Below are 19,179 nucleotides of genomic sequence, written 5' to 3' on the forward strand. Positions count from 1 at the left end.
TAAATTTAAAATTATGTACAAAACAATCTTTAAGGGGCTTATATGTATGCTTATTATTAGTTCCTGCAAGAATACCTCTAAAGAAACTACTGTAACCGAAACTCAAGAAGAAGAAACCATACAAGAAGCACCCAAGGAACCAGAGCCATTCTTCGAATTATCCTTAGCCCAGTGGTCGCTTCATAAAGAAATCCAATCTGGAAAATTAGATCCTATGGATTTTGCAAAAAAAGCAAAAGAACTTGGTTTTACCGGTATTGAATATGTAAGTCAGTTATACACGCATCTATATAAAGATGCCGGTGACCCAGAGAAGGAATTACATGAGATTCTCAATGCGCTAAAAAATAAAAGTGATCAGTACAATGTGCAAAATCTACTTATCATGGTAGATGGAGAAGGTGATCTAGCCGTTCTTGGTGAAAAAGAAAGAAACCAAACCGTTGAAAATCATAAGAAATGGGTAGATGCTGCTCAGTTTTTAGGATGTCATTCGATCCGAGTAAATCTATTTGGCACCAATGATCCCGAAAAATGGGTTGAAGTTGCAACTGATGGATTAAAGAAATTATCGGAGTATGCAGCTACTAAGGGTATCAACGTAATTGTAGAAAATCATGGCTATTTATCATCTGATGCATCTTTATTAGTAAAAGTGATGCAAAATGTGAACATGAAAAACTGCGGAACACTTCCGGATTTTGGGAACTTTTGTTTAGAACGTGAAGGCGGTGCGCGATGGGGTGCCAAATGCGTAAAAGAATATCCAAAATATAAAGGTATCGAAGAAATGATGCCATTTGCCAAAGGAGTAAGTGCTAAATCGTATGATTTTGACGCCGATGGAAATGAAACGACTATCGACTTTAAAAAAATGATGGATATCATCAAAACTGCAGGATATCAAGGATATATTGGGGTTGAATATGAAGGAGAACGACTAAGCGAAATTGATGGCATCATTGCCACCAGAGATCTATTAATAAAGCTATCTAAGTAACCAGGTAATCGTTCTTAAATTATGAAGAAATTTATTCAATTTCAGTTATCTCTAATGATGTTTTTAGAGTTCTTTATCTGGGGTGGTTGGTTTGTTACTATGGGAATCTATTTACCTAACTCTCTCGATACTAGTGGTGGTGAAATTGCGATGGCATATTCTACACAATCGTGGGGCGCTATCATTGCTCCTTTCATTATCGGGCTTATTGCTGATCGTTTTTTTAACGCAGAACGTATTTTGGGAGTACTACATCTCATCGGAGCATTGCTAATGTATCAAATGTCTAACGCTACTGATTTTTCGGTATTCTTTCCCTATGTTTTGGGATATATGATTGTATATATGCCAACATTGGCATTGGTAAATTCTGTATCGTTTAACCAAATGACAGATCCGGCGAAACAATTCTCTTTTGTAAGAGTATTTGGAACCGTTGGATGGATTGTTGCTGGTTTAGTCATTAGTTATGTTTTTCATTGGGATTCTCCAGAAGGTGTAGCTAATGGAATGCTGAAAAACACCTTTTTAATGACAGCAATTGCATCTGCAATTCTAGGAGTTTTTAGTTTTACATTACCCAAAACACCTCCAAAGGTTGGAAAAGATCAGAAAGTAACTATTTCTGACATTTTAGGGTTGGAAGCAATCAAACTGCTAAAAGACAGAAACTTTCTCATGTTTTTCCTAGCCTCAATATTAATCTGTATTCCTCTCGCATTCTATTATCAACATGCTGGACAATTCTTAGGTGAAATTGGTGTTAGCAATCCTGCAGGTAAAATGACTATTGGTCAAATATCCGAAGTACTGTTCATGTTACTTTTACCATTTTTCTTTAAACGTTTTGGTTTCAAGAAAACATTAATCGTTGGAATGTTAGCTTGGGGAGTACGATACCTATTATTTGCCTACGGAAATTCGGGCGAACTTGCATTTATGCTCATTGTTGGAATTGCGCTACATGGTATTTGCTATGATTTCTTTTTTGTATCTGGACAAATCTATACAGACTCTAAAGCAGGAGAAAAATTTAAAAGTGCTGCACAAGGTTTAATTACACTAGCAACCTATGGATTAGGAATGCTTATTGGGTTTTATGTAGCTGGAAAAATTACGGATGCTAATGTAATCGCAGATGGAGAACATAACTGGAATAGCATTTGGATATTCCCAGCAATTTTTGCAGCTGCAGTAATGCTATTATTTGCTATCTTCTTCAAAAATGAAAAAATAGAATATAAAGAAAGCTAACTATGACTAAACTTAAAATGGGAATGGTCGGTGGTGGAACAGGATCCTTTATTGGAGATGTGCACCGGAAAGCCGCCAGTATTGATGGAATGGTTGATTTAGTTTGTGGTGCATTTTCTTCTAGTAAAGAAAAAAGTCTTGCTTCTGGGAAAGAACTAGGCATCCCTAATGAACGGGTGTATGGCAGTTTTGAAGAAATGATCCTGGAAGAGGCAAAACTTCCTGAAGAGGAACGAATGGATTTTGTATCTATCGTAACTCCTAATCATATGCACTTCCCTCCTGCTAAAATCGCTCTAGAATATGGGTTTCATGTGATTTGTGATAAGCCACTGTCCTTAACTTTAGAAGAAGCTATCGAATTAGAAAAAGTAGTTGCATCTACTGGAAAAATATTTGCGCTAACTCATAATTACACAGGATATCCTATGGTAAAACAGGCAAAAGCTATGATCGCCAAAGGAGACTTAGGAACCATTCGAAAAATAAACGCTCACTATCTGCAAGGCTGGCTTTCTACTTCAGTAGAAAAAACTGGTCAAAAACAAGCTGCATGGCGAGTAGATCCAAAGAGATCAGGAATTGGAGGTGCTTTGGGTGATATCGGCACACATGCCGAAAACTTGATTGAATATATCACAGATATAAAAATTGAAGCACTTGCGGCAGATTTAACCGCTTTTGGCGAAGGTCGTAGTCTAGATGATGATGGCAATATATTAGTTCGTTTCGAGAATGGAGCCAAAGGAATCATCTCTTTTTCTCAAATCGCAACGGGAGAAGAAAATAATCTGGGTGTTAAAATTTATGGTACCAAAGGAAGTGTAGAATGGTATCAAGAGAATCCAAATCAGTTAATCGTTAAATGGTTAGAGCAACCCAAACAGATCTATACTCCAGGTGGAAACGGAACGTATCCTGAATCTTCTGACTATGTAAGAATCCCTGCAGGACATCCCGAAGGATATTTAGAAGGGTTTGCTACTATTTATAGAAGTTTTGCCAAAGAAGTCCTCGCGTTTAAAAATGGAAACTCGATTTCAGATCAATTAGATTTTCCTACCGTAGCAGATGGGGTGCGTGGAATGAAATTCATCTATGCTGCCGTAGAAAGTAGTAATAATAATGCCGCTTGGGTAACATTATGATCCTAGTAAAATTTTTAATTAACCAATCACACATATAAACCACCACTAAAAACTTATGACAATGAAGACAATAAAAGGGCCTGCAGTATTTCTTGCTCAATTTATGGATGACAAAGCTCCTTTTAACTCACTTGATGGATTATGCAAATGGGCCTCTGATTTAGGATATAAAGGTATTCAAATCCCTACTTGGGAGACCAGACTTATTGATCTGGATACTGCTGCAGAAAGTCAAACCTATTGCGATGAACTCAAAGGTAAGATTGCAGATTACGGATTAGAAATCACTGAATTATCTACGCATCTGCAGGGACAATTGGTAGCAGTGCATCCCGCCTATGATTTGATGTTTGATAATTTTGCTCCTGATGATTGCAAAAACAATCCTAAAAAGCGTACAGAATGGGCGATAACTCAAGTAAAAAATGCTGCAACCGCTAGTAACCACTTAGGAATTAGTGCGCATGGCACCTTCTCTGGTTCCCTTTTATGGCATACGATGCATCCTTGGCCACAACGTCCTGCCGGATTGGTAGAAATGGGATTTGAAGAATTAGCAAAAAGATGGCTACCCATTTTGAATCATTTTGATGAGCAAGGCGTAGATGTTTGTTATGAAATTCATCCAGGAGAAGATTTACATGATGGTGTTACTTTTGAACGTTTTCTAGAAGCTACAGGTAACCACAAAAGAGTAAACATACTATATGATCCAAGTCATTTTGTGTTACAACAATTGGATTATATCGAATATATTGATCATTATCATGAATTTATCAAAGCTTTTCATGTGAAGGATTCTGAATTTAATCCCACCGGAAAAAAAGGTGCGTTTGGTGGATATAGTGATTGGATAGATCGTGCAGGAAGATATCGTTCTCCAGGAGATGGACAAATAGATTTTAAGACTATTTTCTCTAAGCTTACTCAATACGGATGTGATGTTTGGGCGGTAATGGAATGGGAATGTTGTATTAAATCTCCAGAACAAGGTGCCCGAGAAGGTGCTCCGTTTATCCAAAGTCATATTATTGAAGCCACGCAAAAGGCATTTGATGATTTTGCTGGTGCTGATATTGACAAAGAGCAACTAAAAAAAATACTAGGATTATAATTTAAAAAACTCAAAATGAAGAACCTTATTTATTTTCTTATCATCAGCGGTATGTTATATGCTTGTGATACGAAACAAAAAGAGACCACTACTATTGCTGAGGAAAACAAGATTGAGGAAGAGATGGAAGAAACTCCTACTCCCACAAAAGAAATTACAGATCCTAAAGAAACTGAAGTTTGGGATCCAGAACCAAAAGCCATTTCTTTTGATTCGATGAATGTTCCTTCCGATGCTATTGTTCTTTTTAATGGATCGGATTTGGAGCAATGGATTGCGACCAAAGATTCTGCACAAGCTGGTTGGACTATCAATCCTGATAACACCATGACGGTGAAACCAGGTACAGGAGATATACAAACTAAAAGAAATTTTGGTAGCGTTCAATTACACTTAGAATGGAAAGCGCCGGATGTTTTGGTGGGTGATGGACAAGGAAGAGGAAATAGTGGTGTGTTTTTTCAAAATAGATATGAAGTACAGATTTTAGATAGTTATCAAAATCGTACGTATGCTAATGGACAAGCTACTTCTATTTATAAACAGCACATTCCTCTGGTCAATGCTACCAAACCTAATGATCAGTGGCAGACTTATGATATCATATTCCACCAACCTGAATTTGAAAACGGTAAAAAGAAAACGTCAGGATCTTTTACGGTAATTCATAATGGTGTATTGGTGCAGGATCATGTAGAGATTTTAGGAACTACAGAATATATAGGTCCGCCGAAGAATATTCCTCATGGAAAAGGTCCTATAAAATTACAAGATCATAGCAATCCAGTACATTATCGCAATATATGGATACGGGAATTGAAGTAGCTACTGAGCATTTATAAATGCTTGAATCTCTTTATCTGTAAAAACAGGATTCGCTCCTTCGCTACCTGCTACCATAGCACCAATAGCGCATGCATAATCTATGGCTGTTTGTGGATCGGCTTGTTGGATTAGCTTCGAAATTAAGGTGCCTAAAAAGGAATCCCCAGCTCCTACCGTATCTATTACCTTTACTTCGTATCCAGAATTATTGTAAAAACTATTGTTATAAAATAAGGTAGCGCCTTTTCCTCCTTTGGTAATACAAATTTGGGAAGTTTCTGTATGTTTTGCTACAGCTTTTACTTGATCTTCAACTGTGTTTTCTTGTATGTTGAAAAAGGTACAGATTTCATCCAATTCTTCATCGTTGAGTTTTATAAAATCAGCCTTTTGCATCAATTCTAAAAGTAAAGCTGCATCATAATGTGGTGGGCGAAGATTAACATCCAATATTTTAAACTTGGCAAGCTCTAACAGCTCCAACAAAGTCTTTCTAGAAACATCATTTCTAGCCGCCAAACTCCCATAAATAAATGCATCCGAAGTGGCTACTTCCTTTTTGAGAGCTTCAGAATTCTCAATAAAGTCCCATGCCACCGGTCTGGTAATTTCATAAGAAGCAGTACCTTCGTGATCTAAGTTTACTAAAACTTCTCCCGTTTTATATTCTTGATCCTTCTGAACCGTATTGGTTGAAAGGCTTTTTTCTAGAATGTAAGAAGTAATATGATCTCCTAATTCGTCATCACCGACTCTGGTAATAATAGTGGTATTAATTCCCATAGTTTTTAGACGCAATGCCACATTCAGTGGTGCGCCTCCTATTTTTTTATGAGAAGGAAATATATCCCAAAGTACTTCTCCAAAACAGCTTATTTGCATAAAAATAATTTAAGTACTAAAGATATTCTTTTGTCTTTATAAAAAGAAATACCAATACTTGAAGTTTTAGGTGAAAACATAAAAAAACCTTGAAATAAAAGTATCAAGGTTTTTGGTTCTAAAATGTATTCCAAATTCTAAAAAAACTGTTCAATGATTGGAGTTTCTGGTTTAATATCTTCAAAATCTATTGGCTCTACAAAAAAGTCAAGATACATTTCGGGAATACTAAGCATATCAAGATATTCCATAAAATCATCTGGTACATATGGACAAATATAACATCTAGAATATTCAGAGACAGGACAGATATACCAGTTGCAAGAAAAACAGTCCCAACCAGTAAAACCGGTATAACAGGTTTTGGTATCCTCTTCGAAATTATTAGCTAGAATACCTTCCCCGAACAGAAAAATTCCATCTTGATTTCCTAGATTTTCCGGAACAGTAACCTCATTCAAATAACTCAAGAAAACTAAATCTCCTTTTCTATTTGTTTTTGGGTTATAAATACCAGATATCAATATTGCTCTACTATTTTCTTGGTAAACCATTTCTTTTACAAAAGCTGATTCTTCTTCGGGATATGGTTGTGCTTTTAAATCGATCTTTTCCAAAATCCCTTTACCACTAACTACGGTTGCTTTTTCTAATAATTCTAACATATTCTCCTTAGCATTTATAGAACCGTAAATATGAACCAGCGCATATAGTAATGCCTTATTTGCTTTGGTTGTATAAATTCCTTCGGACTTTTGAAAATTCTTAGTTTGAACATTTTCTGGAATAGTGCCTTCTGTCTCAGTTTTTGAGCATGAAATGACCATCGTGGCGCATAGAAATACTACAAAAAGTTTACTTACTTTTTTCATCATAATTGGTTTTAAGATTAAACATATACCCGTTAGTAAAAAAAGACACCCGAAAGTAAACATCTGCGAAAAAACAACCCTCAGTGGTTAACTACTCCTCTGAGGGTCTAGGCTGAAGCGAAAAAATTAAACTAACTCAACTTACACTCAATTAACAGCTTCAGCTTCTCTTATATATCTTATGTTTCTTTATCTAAAATGGATTCCTGCCTTTGCTGGAATAACTAAATACTATTGTTTTATACTGAATTTAATTTCTCTTTAATCTTATCAATACACGGATTGTTAATACTTCCTATATGTGTATGTTTTGTGTTCTTTTCAGGTTTGTAATTTCCTTTTTCGATATTCTGCCCGATTTTTACATAGGCATCTCTAAAAGACATTCCTTCCATTACCAACGCATTCAACGTATCTACACTAAATAAATAATCATATTTGGTGTCTTCCAATATACTTTCGTTTACTTTCACATTCTTTAGGGCATAAATCGCCATCTCTAAAGACGCTTTTAAATCCTGAATTGCAGGTACGATGCCTTCTTTCAATAACTGTAAATCTCTATGATATCCACTGGGTAAATTATTCATAAGCAAACTCAATTCATACGGTAATGCTTGAATCTTATTACACTTTCCTCTTATTAACTCAAATACATCAGGATTCTTTTTATGTGGCATAATACTAGAGCCTGTTGTAAATTCTGAAGGAATACTCATAAAGTCAAAATTCTGACTCATATACAAACAAACATCCATTGCTAATTTGGATAAGGTACCTGCCACGCTACTCATGGCAAAAGCAGTAGATTTTTCGGATTTTCCTCTGCTCATCTGAGCGGCAACTACATTGTATTTCAATGTCTCAAAATCTAGCTCTTTTGTAGTAAACTCTCTATCTATAGGAAATGAACTTCCATATCCAGCTGCACTTCCTAATGGATTTTGATCTACTACCTTTAAAGCCGCATTTACAAAATAAAGATCATCCACAAAGCTCTCTGCGTAAGCAGAAAACCATAATCCAAATGAGGATGGCATGGCAATCTGAAGATGTGTATATCCAGGTAGCAACACCTCTTCATACTGCTTTGCAGACTTTAATAAATTTTCAGATAATTCTTTTACCTGATCTTTTATCTGTTGTAATTCATCCTTTAGGTATAAATGCATTGCTACTAAAACTTGATCATTTCTGGATCTGGCAGTATGTATTCGTTTACCAGCATCTCCAATTTTTTGAGTAAGCTCAAACTCTATTTTAGAATGCACATCTTCAAACTGATCTTCAATTACAAAAGTACCTTGCTCAATTTGTTGTGCCAAGACATCGAGTTCTTTTTCGATGGCAACGATATCTTCATTTGAGAGCAACTGAATTTTATGTAACATTTTAGCGTGTGCTAACGTTGCTTTCACATCATATTTAGCAATTACCAAATCCAATTGCCTATCGTTTCCAACAGTAAACATGTCTATCTTCTGATCGGTTGGTAATCCTTTATCCCAAAGTTTCATCTACTATTTTTATTTTTCTAAATTATACCTTCTAATATCTTTATATACAAAGCGACTCCTTCTTTGATTTCTTCTACATAGATAAACTCATTTGCAGAATGCGATCTTGTAGAATCTCCTGGTCCTAATTTTAGCGATGGACAACTTAATACCGATTGATCCGAAAGTGTTGGAGATCCATAGGTGGTTCTTCCTAATGAAATTCCAGAGGTAACAATTGGATGGTCCTTTGGTATAGATGACGACCCTAAATGCAGTGATCTTGGTTTTACCTCTACATTCTGCGGCAAAGAGTCTTTAACTAATTCTAAGACTTCTTCATTTTTATACTTATCATTTACTCTAATATCTACAACCAAATTACAGTGAGATGGCACCACATTATGTTGATTGCCAGCATTAATCTGAGTCACAGTCATTTTTACATCTCCCAACGTCTCTGAACTGTTTTCGAATTTGTAATCCTTAAACCATTCAATCACCTTTAGTGTATTATATATTGCATTATCATCATTAGGATGTGCAGCATGACTGGCAGTCCCTTTTACCGAAACATCTAATACCAATAATCCTTTTTCAGCAATTGCTAGTTGCATCAATGTAGGCTCTCCCACAATAGCAAACTCTACATTTTTTAGATATTTCAGAATACTTTTTAATCCTAACGGACCACTACTTTCCTCTTCTGCCGTGGCTGCTATTACAAAATTGTAATTCAGATCTTGTTTGTTATAAAAATAGGTGAAAGTTGCTATGAGAGATACCAAGCATCCGCCAGCATCGTTACTTCCCAAGCCATATAACTTTCCATCTTCTACAAAAGCCTTAAATGGATCGTTGGTATAATTACCGTTAGGTTTTACCGTATCATGATGAGAATTCAAAAGAATTGTAGGTTTTGCTTTATCAAAATTCTTATTATATGCCCAAATGTTATTGTTCTCTCTTTCAAAAGGTATTTCATATTGATGGAACCAATTTTCTATCAATAAAGCTGTTCCTTCTTCTTCTGAAGAAAAAGATTGAGTTTCTATTAACTGATGCAACAGATCTATTGCTTTTTTAGTTAATTCAGGAATACTTAAAGCTGAATTATTCATAGTAGTATGGTTGTCTATCACAGTTGTATTTATGGTATTATCTTCTTTCTCCATGATAATTTATCTCTCTTTATTAGTCCAGATTTTAAAAGTTTATCATCTTATATTTATAAGCTCAAAGTCGTATGTTTTATTGAGTTATCTTTTATAAAATCTGCATTGGCTATATGCACTTTATTTACGTTTTTATGCAATGCATCGAAACAGTTTTTTAATTTGGGCAACATACCATCTGCAATGATATCTTGATCTCTTAATTCAGAATATTTTTCTAAATCAATATGCTCTATTACAGAATCTTTATCCTCAATATTTTCGAGAACTCCTTTTAGTTCAAAACAGTAAAACAACGCTACTTCGTAATCTGTACTCATCGCTGAAGCAATTTCGGATGCAATAGTATCTGCATTAGTATTAAACAATTGACCATTGGTATCATGTGTTACCGCACAAAACACAGGTGTTATTCCTAAATCTATAAATCCCTTTAACGTATCCTTATTTACCGTTGTAACATCACCCACATATCCATAATCTATAAACTGTACTGGTCTTTTATTCGCTACGATCACATTTGCATCAGCACCCGTAAGCCCCAAAGCATTGCAATTATATTTTTGAAGACCTGAAACAATAGTTTTATTTAAAAGACCTGCATACGTCATTACCACGATATCCAAATTCTCTGCCGATGTGATTCTTCTTCCATCAATCATTTCTGTCTTCACACCTAATTTAGATGCTAATTTTGTAGCAGATTTTCCTCCTCCATGAATCAAAATTTTTGGTCCTTTTACTTTGGAAAAATCTCGCAGAAAAGAATCCAACGCTTCTTTATTTTCGATGATGTTACCACCAATCTTAGCAACTAATAATTTATCTTTTGTTTTCATAATTATCATTTATAGCCTACGCGCCATCTAAAATCACTAATTTAAAAGGCTGCGTAGTCAGTCTGAGCTTGTCGAAGACCATATTAACTACAGTTGTAAAATACACTTCGACAAGCTCAGTGTGACATATAGTTTATTTTCTTCTTACTCAATACCGCTTATACTCTACTTATTTAGCAACTAATAATTTATCTTTTACTTTCATACCTTAACTCTTTTCTAAAATCTTTTTCATCACCAACTGTGCAGCATAGGTTCTATTGTTTGCTTGTTCAATAACTACAGAGTTCTCACTATCAATGACTGCATCATCAACCACTACATTTCTTCTTACTGGTAAACAATGCATAAACTTCGCATTATTGGTAAGATCCATTTTATCTTTTGTAATTCTCCAGCTTTCATCTTGCGAAGAACTTCCGTAGTCTTTATACGAACTCCAGTTTTTCACATATACAAAATCAGCGTTTTCGAATGCTTTTGCTTGATCGTACTCTATGGACACCTCATTGGTAATCTGACTGGCTAACTCAAACCCCATTGGATGGGTAATTACAAACTCTGCGTCCATTTTTTGTGCCATTTCTGCAAAAGAATTGGCGACAGCCTGCGGTAAGGCTTTCGGATGCGGTGCCCATGAAAGTACAATCTTTGGTTTATGTATTGGCTTATATTCTGTTATTGTAATTGCATCTGTTAACGCTTGTAGCGGATGACCTGTAGCACTTTCCATATTAATAATAGGAACGCTGGCATATTTCATAAAGCTTTTTAAAACTTTTTCTTCATAGTCCTCTTCCTTATTTTCTAACTTCGCAAAAGCACGTATTGCTACGATATCACAATATTGAGATACTACTTGTGCTGCTTCTTTAATATGCTCCGAATTACCTTGATCCATGATGGTTCCATCTCCATATTCTAAGGACCATCCTTCTCCACCAAAATTCATTACCATCACATTCATCCCAAGATTTAAAGCGGCTTTCTGCGTACTTAACCTAGTTCTTAAACTAGGATTAAAAAACAATAAACCGATTGTCTTATCTTTTCCTAATTCTTTGTGAGATAAAGGGTTTTTCTTTAAATCAATCGCTTCTTCAACCCAAGAAGTAAGAACATCTATATCGTGTACTGAAAAATAATTATTCATTTTTTCTAGATTTAAGAATAAAGAAAATAGAGTGGAGACTTTTAAAGTTTATTTTGAAAACTCATAGTCATTCTTTGAAACTCTTCTAACTTATTCTCTAGTTTTTTTAATTCGTTATTATCTATATAATTTCTATGCTTAGCTATTAATAATTGAGTTCCTAATTCAAAAGAAGATCCTAAGGAAATGTTTATAAAATGACTAAACGATTTATCAGTTCTTGCGGAACCTTCAGCAATATTACTAGGTATTGAGACAGAGCATCTACTCATTTGAGAACTTAGTTCATACATTTCATGTTTCGGAAATTTCAATAAAACATCTGAAACGTCATTGGCTATCTCCAACCCAAGTTTCCAAATTTTTAGATTTTTATAATTATGTCTTTTACTCATTAATATCTATTTTCTATAGTCTCTTTTCTATTTGATATTTTAATCTTAGTAAAAGGAACAGTATTATTAATTGCATTTACCATAAAATTGTCTTCGAGACCGTTGGCTATCCATGTTTCTATGTCACAGTCCTGAGTTATGCTAGCGGCTTGTACTTTTGATTTCATTCCGCCAGTTCCATGTTTAGATGTTGAAGAAACAATTTCATTATTCAAAAGCTCTAAATCATCTACTTCATCTATTGTTTTGAAGGTTTTATTTTCTACTGACTCCTTGGTACATATACCATTGGTATTGGTAGCAATAAGTAATAAGTCTGCATCTAATAAACAAGCTGTTAACGCCGCCAGTTTATCGTTATCTCCAAATTTAATTTCGTCTGTTGCAACCGTATCATTTTCATTGATAATTGGGATGTAGTTATTCGCTATCAAGACATTAATCGTATTTACAATGTTTTTTTTAGACTGTTCTCTTTCAAAATCAGAATACGACAATAAACATTGAGAAGTAAGCAACCCTAAATCCCTAAAACTTTCTTGAAAAATTCGCATCAAATGTGGTTGCCCAATAGATGCTAAAGCTTGTTTTACGGTAATCTCTTTACCATTACTCTCTAGATTTACAAATTGCTTTGCTACTGCAATTGCACCAGAGCTTACAATTACAAACTCATAACGATCTTGTAACGCAACTATCTGATTACCTATATCCTCAATTTTGCCTCTAGAAATATGATCCGTTTCTTTGGTAAGAACATTGGATCCTATTTTTAGGACAATTCTCTTTTTATCTGATTTGCCCATCTCCATGTATATACCATTTATTTGTTACCAAATGTTGCAGTCCAATAGGACCTCTTTGGTGCAGTTTATCTGTACTAATCGCCAATTCTCCACCTAAACCTAATTGAAATCCATCTGTAAATCGCGTAGAAGCATTGTGATATACTGCTGCGCAATCTACAGATGCCATAAAGGATTCTGCTTCTTTTTGATTTCTAGTAATTATTGCGGCAGAGTGTCCTCCACTAAATTTATTAATCTTAGAAACTGCTTCGGGAGCGTTTTCTATTTCTCCGATTACTATTTTATAATCTAAAAATTCTTCTTCCCATATATTAGGATTTGAAATTTGAGCTACTTCATCATATTTAGAGAGCGAAGCATCTCCTAGTATTTCAACATTAAAATTCTTTAAGGTGATGATCAGGTTTTTTACAAAATCTTCTTTATTAGGCAAGTTCTTATCGATAAGAACCTTGTCTACAGCGTTACAAGCGGAGATTTTATCTGTTTTACCATTAATAATATTATCTAACGCCAGTGCACGATCTGCTTCCTTATGCACATACACGAAATTGTTTCCTCTTCCACTTACTATTACCGGACAAGTGGCATGTTTCTTTACGAAGGCGATTAGCTTTTCTCCTCCTCTTGGAATAATTAAATCCACATTTTGGGTTGGCTTTTCTAAAAAAGATTGAGTCTCGGTTCTATTGTAGTTTAGATACTCTATCCAATCACTTGATATATTGTTATCTTTTAAAGCCTGATGCCATAGCTTAACTATCGCAAGATTAGACTGCAAGGATTCTTTTCCTCCTTTTAGTAAAATTTTATTCCCAGATTTAAAAGCTATTCCTGCCGCCTCCACTGTAACATCTGGTCTAGATTCATAGATAATTAAAACCGTTCCAAATGAAGCCGTTTTATTATATACTTGCATTCCATTATCATGGGTAAATCGAAAACGTTCTACCCCAACAGGATCTTCTTGACTAGCCAATTGTTCTAGGGAAGCAATCATTATATCTATTTTGGAGTCATCCACTTTTAATCGGTCTCCCATTGCTAAATCATCTCCAGAATATGAATTAAGATCACTCTTATTAGCTTCAATAATAGTATCCTTGTGCTCTGCAATTAACGCAGCCATTTTTTTCAGAACAGCATTTCTTTCTGATATATCAAGTATAGTATTCATTTTTATATCTTTTCTGGCACTAACACGGTTTGTAATGCCTTTATAAATTGATCTATTTCCGTTTTACCAATTGTTAATGGTGGAAGAATTCTTAGTAACTTTTTATTCATAGCACCTCCAGTAAAAATATGCTCATCATAGATTAACTTTTTTCTTAGTTCGGCTACTTCAAAATCAAACTCTAATCCTAACATCAACCCTTTTCCTTTTACTTGTTGAACACCAGGGATTTCTAAAGCTTTAGTAATAAAATACTCTCCTGTCAATCTTGCATTATCAATCAATTCTTCAGCTTCTAATACTTCCAAGACTGCTAAAGCTGCTGTACAAGCAAGATGATTGCCTCCAAAAGTAGTTCCGAGCATGCCATAACTCGGCTCAATATGCGGAGCAATCATAATGCCTCCAATCGGGAATCCATTTCCCATACCTTTGGCAATAGAAATAATATCAGGAGTAATTCCATGATATTGATGCGCAAAGAATTTTCCGGTTCTTCCAAATCCTGATTGTACCTCATCCAGAATTAATACGACTTCATTTTCTTTGCATAATTTTTCTAATTCTTTAAAAAAGAACGTAGTTCCTTCATCTAAACCTCCTACACCTTGAATAGGTTCTATAATAACAGCACAAACATCACCTTTGGATAATTCGGTTTTTAGTAAATCCAAATCATTTAAAGGCAAAAAAGTAACATCTTGTTGTTTGTTTAAAGGCGCATTGATCTTGGCATTATCAGTTGCTGCTACCGCTGCAGATGTTCTACCATGAAATCCGTTATGAAATGAAATTATTCTAGACTTCTGTGTATAAAATGAAGCCAACTTTAGAGCATTTTCATTAGCTTCTGCACCAGAATTACATAAAAACAACTGATAGCTCTCGTATCCCGATAATTGACCTAATTTATTCGCCAAATCAGTTTGCAAACTATTATGAACGGCATTAGAATAGAAACCAATCTTATCCAATTGTTCTTTCATCCTTTTTATATAATGAGGATGTCCATGTCCGACTGATATTACTGCATGACCTCCATATAAATCCAAGTACTCCACTCCATTTTTATCCACTACGATACTATCATGAGCTTCTACTGGCTCTACATCATAAAGAGGATATACATCAAATAGTTTCATTTTATTTGTTATTTGTTATTGGTTAATTGTTATTAGTTTTTATGGTTAAAGCAAAACAATTAATCATTGTATTATCTAATTCTTATATTCATATAGCTTTACTATTAATGGTTATTAGTAGGTAGCTATCAACTAATAACCAAAAACAGTCAACTACTTTATTGTATTAATTTTTTCATAGGATGCCATTACTCCTTTAATTACCGAGGAACTAAGCCCTTGGTGTTCCATTTCATTCAATCCTTCTATAGTGCATCCTTGTGGGGTTGTCACCTTATCTATTTCCCGTTCAGGATGTGTTCCATTTTCTGCTACTAAGGTGGCTGCTCCAATAGCGGTCTGCACAGCAATAATCTGAGCTTCGTGAGGATGAAATCCCATTTGGATACCTCCTTGTATCATAGCTCTCAAGAATCTTAAGAAGAATGCAATACCACTTGCTCCTAATACTGTAGCTGCTTGCATTAACCGTTCTTCGATCACCAAGGTTTCTCCGATCGTATCAAACATCTTTTCGACCATTGATAATTCTTCTTTCACATCTTCATTAGCCGCTATACAGGTCATTGATAGTTTTTTTGCCGCTCCCGTATTCGGCATTACTCTCACAACCTTGTTATTAGGGACTACCTCATTTATCTCTTTTATAGATGTACCTGTTACGGTAGATATTAATATCTGATCTGTTGTTACTTCATCTTTAATCTCCTGAAGAACTGCATCTAATTGTCTGGGCTGCACACATAAGATAACCCACTTTACATCTTTTATAGAAGTTAAAATATCTTGTGATGTAGATACACCCAAATTTGTTTCTACCTCTTTTAAATTATACTTCGATTTATCAACAACGGTAATATTCTTTGCTTCAAATAAATCACTACTAGCTAAACCTGATATAATTGATTTACCTAAGTTACCTCCTCCTATGATTGTTATTTTGTTCATTTTAAAACGCGCTTGCTTTTAATTCTAGTCCTGTTTTTTCTTCTATTCCCAGCATTAAGTTCATATTATGAATTGCCTGACCAGAAGCTCCTTTAATCAAATTATCAATTACAGAAGTGATCAGTAGCATTCCATCTTTTTTACTAAGATGAAGAATACACTTATTGGTATTCACTACTTGTTTTAAATAAATTTCCTTCTCGGAAACCACTGTAAATTTGGAATCTTTGTAATAGGTTTTATATAACGCTAATGCCTCTTCTTCGGAACCATCATACTTCGTATATAAAGTTGCATAAATGCCTTTACTAAAATTTCCTCTATTCGGAATAAAGAAAATGGGAGTATTAAAATTATTTTGTAATTGATGAATACTCTGATTGATCTCATCGAGATGTTGGTGCGTAAACACTTTATAACTCGAAAAGTTATTATCCCTCCAACTAAAATGGGTAGTCCCACCAGGCATTACTCCTGCTCCAGTACTTCCCGTAGTTGCATTAATATGTACGGCATCTTGGATTTTGTTAGCAGATGCTAATGGTAATAATGCCAATTGAATTGCTGTAGCAAAACACCCTGGATTTGCAATATTCTGAGCCGACCTAATCTTATCCTTTTGTAGCTCTGGTAATCCATAAACGAACTCTCTTCCATCAAACACATGATCTTTTTCTAATCTAAAATCATTTCCTAAATCTATAATTTTAGTATGATTAGAAAAGGTATGTTCTTCTAAAAAAGCTCTTGATCGTCCGTGTCCCAAACATAAAAACAAAACATCTATATTAGGATTTATAGTATCCGTAAATGCTAGATCAATATCTCCTAAAACATCCACATGCTGATCACTAATAGACACACCAGCGTTTGTTGTACTATACACAAAATCTAGTACTACATTTGGATGATGAATTAACAACCTAATTAATTCTCCTGCTGTATACCCAGATCCTCCTATGATTCCAACTTTTATCATGATTCTGTAGGATTTACATTATGATATATTTTATTCGCATTTCCATAAATCTTGATAAAACCTTTAGCGTCATCAGAAGTCCATGAATTATTCATTTCTCCATATTGACCAAAATCTGATTTCATCATATCAAAAGGAGATTCAATTCCTTCTAATAAAAAGTGATAAGGTTTCAATTTTACAGTCACATCCCCAGTTACTGATTTTTGAGAATCTTCTAAGAAAACTTCAATATTTCTCATCACGGGATCTAGATAGTTACCTTCATGTAATAGCATTCCATACCAATTAGCTAACTGTTCTTTCCAATATTGTTGCCATTTAGTAAGTACATGCTTTTCTAGCAAATGATGTGCTTTTATGATCACTAGTGGCGCAGCAGCTTCAAATCCAACTCTTCCTTTGATTCCTATAATCGTATCACCTACATGAATATCCCTACCAATCGCAAAAGCACTTGCTAATTCTTCTAATTTTTGAATATTTTTTACAGGTGTATCTTTAATACCATCGAGACCTACAAGTTCTCCTTTTTCAAAATTTAAAGTGATTGTTTCTTCTTTATCCTTTGTTAGCTGACTAGGATATGCAGCTTCCGGAAGTGGATCATGAGATGTTAACGTTTCTTTACCTCCTACACTCGTTCCCCAAATACCCTTATTAATGGAATATTGTGCTTTTTCCCAACTATAGTGTACATTATGCTTTTTAAGGAATTCTACTTCTTCTTGCCTGGATAATTTTAAATCTCGAATCGGTGTGATGATTTCAATTTCTGGAGCAAGTGTTTGAAAAATAACATCAAATCTTATCTGATCGTTTCCAGCTCCAGTACTTCCATGAGCAATATATTTAGCTCCTACTTTTTTCGCATAATTGATTACTTCGATTGCTTGAAAAATTCTTTCGGCACTGACTGACAACGGATACGTATTATTTTTTAAGACATTCCCAAAAATTAGATACTTAATGGCTTTCTGATAAAACTCATTTAGAATGGTCTTATTCACATGTGATGTACTCCCCAGTTCATAAGCTCTCTTCTCTGTTTGGTCTAATTCTTCATCAGAAAAACCACCTGTATTTACCAAGATCGTATGCACCTCTAAATTCTTTTCATGAATTAGATACTTTACACAATAGGAAGTATCTAAACCTCCGCTGTATGCTACTACTACTTTTTCCATAACAATAATTGTTTATTGCTTGTAAGCATTGTTTGTTTTATTTTTTTTAATCTTTTAAGTACTTTTTTATCGTACCATTTTTCTTTTTTCTTTACTTTATTAGCAGGATCATATAACATACCTGTACATAGACACATTTTATGTTCCTTTGCTTTAAGAATATCATAATTTGTACATGTTTTACAACCCGCCCAAAACTTAGGATCATCTGTTAACTCAGAAAAAGTCACTGGTTTATATCCTAGATCAGAGTTGATCTTCATAACGGCTAATCCCGTTGTAATTCCAAATACTTTAGAGTGAGGATACTTCTTCAAAGAATAATTAAAAGTGAATTCTTTAATTCTTTTTGCCAGCCCTTGATTTCTATAATCAGGATGAACTATAAGACCTGAATGTGCAACATACTTTTCATGTCCCCAAACCTCTATATAACAGAACCCTGCAAACTTATCATCGTATAAAGCGATAATAGCATTACCGTTTATCATTTTTGTTTGTATATACTCAGGCGTTCGCTTAGCAATACCAGTTCCTCTGACTTTTGCAGAATCCGATATTACATCACATATTTCCTGAGCAAAATGTAAATGCTTGTCTGTTGCTATGATAATTTCTATCTGTTTCATATTGTTATTTCTACTATCTGCTTTCTACATCAGATATAGATATAATTAATGATAAATATTAGTATACAGAAGCTATGAATCCACAGTAAAATGAAACATAGACTAGTGTATGATTCTTAAAATTTCTTGATAATTCCAGTGAAAATAAAATATGG

19 protein-coding genes are annotated in these 19,179 nt (G+C 34.5%); 5 read left to right on the plus strand and 14 right to left on the minus strand.

What is annotated here, in order from left to right; genetic code table 11:
- Positions 1 to 13: 13 nt before the first annotated feature.
- The 5 genes from ACWNT5_RS11915 (at position 14) to ACWNT5_RS11935 (ending at position 5,341) form a co-directional block, all read left to right on the plus strand.
- Complete coding sequence (locus ACWNT5_RS11915) at positions 14 to 1,000, plus strand: sugar phosphate isomerase/epimerase family protein (protein ID WP_299607461.1); 987 nt, start codon at positions 14 to 16, stop codon at positions 998 to 1,000.
- 21 nt (positions 1,001 to 1,021) lie between these two features.
- Entirely contained in the window at positions 1,022 to 2,254 is a 1,233-nt protein-coding gene (locus ACWNT5_RS11920; protein WP_299607463.1) for a nucleoside permease, read from the plus strand.
- Positions 2,255 to 2,256: 2 nt separating this feature from the next.
- Positions 2,257 to 3,402: a Gfo/Idh/MocA family protein gene (locus ACWNT5_RS11925; RefSeq protein WP_456517445.1), complete on the plus strand. Its 1,146-nt coding sequence runs from the start codon at positions 2,257 to 2,259 to the stop codon at positions 3,400 to 3,402.
- Between the two features lie 61 nt (positions 3,403 to 3,463).
- The gene (locus ACWNT5_RS11930) at positions 3,464 to 4,516 is read left to right on the plus strand and encodes a sugar phosphate isomerase/epimerase family protein (protein WP_299607467.1); all 1,053 of its coding nucleotides are present in this window, start codon (positions 3,464 to 3,466) and stop codon (positions 4,514 to 4,516) included.
- A gap of 15 nt (positions 4,517 to 4,531) precedes the next feature.
- A complete protein-coding gene (locus ACWNT5_RS11935) occupies positions 4,532 to 5,341 on the plus strand; it encodes a 3-keto-disaccharide hydrolase (RefSeq protein ID WP_299607468.1) in 810 nt (269 codons plus the stop codon).
- On the opposite strand, the gene ACWNT5_RS11940 is transcribed toward ACWNT5_RS11935, so the two are convergent.
- The 14 genes from ACWNT5_RS11940 to ACWNT5_RS12005 form a co-directional block, all read right to left on the minus strand.
- Positions 5,342 to 6,223, minus strand: coding sequence for a carbohydrate kinase family protein (locus ACWNT5_RS11940; protein WP_299607469.1), 882 nt, complete (start codon positions 6,221 to 6,223; stop codon positions 5,342 to 5,344).
- A 137-nt stretch (positions 6,224 to 6,360) separates the two neighbouring features.
- Positions 6,361 to 7,095 carry a hypothetical protein gene (locus tag ACWNT5_RS11945; RefSeq protein WP_299607470.1) on the minus strand — a complete coding sequence of 245 codons (735 nt, stop codon included), beginning with the start codon at positions 7,093 to 7,095 and terminating at the stop codon, positions 6,361 to 6,363.
- 239 nt (positions 7,096 to 7,334) lie between these two features.
- Positions 7,335 to 8,612, minus strand: a complete 1,278-nt coding sequence (argH, locus tag ACWNT5_RS11950; RefSeq protein ID WP_299607472.1) for an argininosuccinate lyase — start codon at positions 8,610 to 8,612, stop codon at positions 7,335 to 7,337.
- Positions 8,613 to 8,629: 17 nt separating this feature from the next.
- On the minus strand, positions 8,630 to 9,712 hold the full coding sequence (locus ACWNT5_RS11955; protein ID WP_299608091.1) for a M20 family metallo-hydrolase: 1,083 nt from the start codon (positions 9,710 to 9,712) through the stop codon (positions 8,630 to 8,632).
- 107 nt (positions 9,713 to 9,819) lie between these two features.
- A complete protein-coding gene (gene argB / locus ACWNT5_RS11960; protein WP_456517446.1) occupies positions 9,820 to 10,605 on the minus strand; it encodes an acetylglutamate kinase in 786 nt (261 codons plus the stop codon).
- Between the two features lie 208 nt (positions 10,606 to 10,813).
- Positions 10,814 to 11,758 carry an N-acetylornithine carbamoyltransferase gene (locus tag ACWNT5_RS11965; protein WP_299607478.1) on the minus strand — a complete coding sequence of 315 codons (945 nt, stop codon included), beginning with the start codon at positions 11,756 to 11,758 and terminating at the stop codon, positions 10,814 to 10,816.
- Between the two features lie 41 nt (positions 11,759 to 11,799).
- Positions 11,800 to 12,153: a four helix bundle protein gene (locus ACWNT5_RS11970; RefSeq protein WP_456517447.1), complete on the minus strand. Its 354-nt coding sequence runs from the start codon at positions 12,151 to 12,153 to the stop codon at positions 11,800 to 11,802.
- On the minus strand, positions 12,153 to 12,965 hold the full coding sequence (proB, locus tag ACWNT5_RS11975) for a glutamate 5-kinase (protein WP_456517448.1): 813 nt from the start codon (positions 12,963 to 12,965) through the stop codon (positions 12,153 to 12,155). The genes ACWNT5_RS11970 and proB overlap by 1 nt, the downstream gene beginning before the upstream one ends.
- A complete protein-coding gene (locus ACWNT5_RS11980) occupies positions 12,943 to 14,139 on the minus strand; it encodes a glutamate-5-semialdehyde dehydrogenase (protein ID WP_456517449.1) in 1,197 nt (398 codons plus the stop codon). The genes proB and ACWNT5_RS11980 overlap by 23 nt, the downstream gene beginning before the upstream one ends.
- Before the next feature lie 2 nt (positions 14,140 to 14,141).
- Positions 14,142 to 15,281: an aspartate aminotransferase family protein gene (locus ACWNT5_RS11985; RefSeq protein ID WP_456517450.1), complete on the minus strand. Its 1,140-nt coding sequence runs from the start codon at positions 15,279 to 15,281 to the stop codon at positions 14,142 to 14,144.
- A gap of 153 nt (positions 15,282 to 15,434) precedes the next feature.
- Positions 15,435 to 16,229 carry a pyrroline-5-carboxylate reductase gene (gene proC / locus ACWNT5_RS11990; protein WP_456517451.1) on the minus strand — a complete coding sequence of 265 codons (795 nt, stop codon included), beginning with the start codon at positions 16,227 to 16,229 and terminating at the stop codon, positions 15,435 to 15,437.
- A gap of 1 nt (position 16,230) precedes the next feature.
- Positions 16,231 to 17,208: an N-acetyl-gamma-glutamyl-phosphate reductase gene (gene argC, locus ACWNT5_RS11995; protein ID WP_456517452.1), complete on the minus strand. Its 978-nt coding sequence runs from the start codon at positions 17,206 to 17,208 to the stop codon at positions 16,231 to 16,233.
- Positions 17,205 to 18,395: an argininosuccinate synthase gene (locus ACWNT5_RS12000; protein WP_299607497.1), complete on the minus strand. Its 1,191-nt coding sequence runs from the start codon at positions 18,393 to 18,395 to the stop codon at positions 17,205 to 17,207. The genes argC and ACWNT5_RS12000 overlap by 4 nt, the downstream gene beginning before the upstream one ends.
- A complete protein-coding gene (locus ACWNT5_RS12005) occupies positions 18,383 to 19,024 on the minus strand; it encodes a GNAT family N-acetyltransferase (RefSeq protein WP_299607499.1) in 642 nt (213 codons plus the stop codon). The genes ACWNT5_RS12000 and ACWNT5_RS12005 overlap by 13 nt, the downstream gene beginning before the upstream one ends.
- Positions 19,025 to 19,179 lie beyond the last annotated feature (155 nt).

This window comes from Aquimarina sp. 433, from assembly GCF_054054605.1.

Coding starts and splice junctions, on each gene's coding strand:
- ACWNT5_RS11915 (WP_299607461.1), top strand. CDS start 14: ATGTACAAAACAATCTTTAAGGGGCTTATATGTATGCTTATTATTAGT.
- ACWNT5_RS11920 (WP_299607463.1), top strand. CDS start 1,022: ATGAAGAAATTTATTCAATTTCAGTTATCTCTAATGATGTTTTTAGAG.
- ACWNT5_RS11925 (WP_456517445.1), top strand. CDS start 2,257: ATGACTAAACTTAAAATGGGAATGGTCGGTGGTGGAACAGGATCCTTT.
- ACWNT5_RS11930 (WP_299607467.1), top strand. CDS start 3,464: ATGAAGACAATAAAAGGGCCTGCAGTATTTCTTGCTCAATTTATGGAT.
- ACWNT5_RS11935 (WP_299607468.1), top strand. CDS start 4,532: ATGAAGAACCTTATTTATTTTCTTATCATCAGCGGTATGTTATATGCT.
- ACWNT5_RS11940 (WP_299607469.1), bottom strand. CDS start 6,223: ATGCAAATAAGCTGTTTTGGAGAAGTACTTTGGGATATATTTCCTTCT.
- ACWNT5_RS11945 (WP_299607470.1), bottom strand. CDS start 7,095: ATGAAAAAAGTAAGTAAACTTTTTGTAGTATTTCTATGCGCCACGATG.
- argH (WP_299607472.1), bottom strand. CDS start 8,612: ATGAAACTTTGGGATAAAGGATTACCAACCGATCAGAAGATAGACATG.
- ACWNT5_RS11955 (WP_299608091.1), bottom strand. CDS start 9,712: ATGAATAATTCAGCTTTAAGTATTCCTGAATTAACTAAAAAAGCAATA.
- argB (WP_456517446.1), bottom strand. CDS start 10,605: ATGAAAACAAAAGATAAATTATTAGTTGCTAAGATTGGTGGTAACATC.
- ACWNT5_RS11965 (WP_299607478.1), bottom strand. CDS start 11,758: ATGAATAATTATTTTTCAGTACACGATATAGATGTTCTTACTTCTTGG.
- ACWNT5_RS11970 (WP_456517447.1), bottom strand. CDS start 12,153: ATGAGTAAAAGACATAATTATAAAAATCTAAAAATTTGGAAACTTGGG.
- proB (WP_456517448.1), bottom strand. CDS start 12,965: ATGGAGATGGGCAAATCAGATAAAAAGAGAATTGTCCTAAAAATAGGA.
- ACWNT5_RS11980 (WP_456517449.1), bottom strand. CDS start 14,139: ATGAATACTATACTTGATATATCAGAAAGAAATGCTGTTCTGAAAAAA.
- ACWNT5_RS11985 (WP_456517450.1), bottom strand. CDS start 15,281: ATGAAACTATTTGATGTATATCCTCTTTATGATGTAGAGCCAGTAGAA.
- proC (WP_456517451.1), bottom strand. CDS start 16,229: ATGAACAAAATAACAATCATAGGAGGAGGTAACTTAGGTAAATCAATT.
- argC (WP_456517452.1), bottom strand. CDS start 17,208: ATGATAAAAGTTGGAATCATAGGAGGATCTGGGTATACAGCAGGAGAA.
- ACWNT5_RS12000 (WP_299607497.1), bottom strand. CDS start 18,395: ATGGAAAAAGTAGTAGTAGCATACAGCGGAGGTTTAGATACTTCCTAT.
- ACWNT5_RS12005 (WP_299607499.1), bottom strand. CDS start 19,024: ATGAAACAGATAGAAATTATCATAGCAACAGACAAGCATTTACATTTT.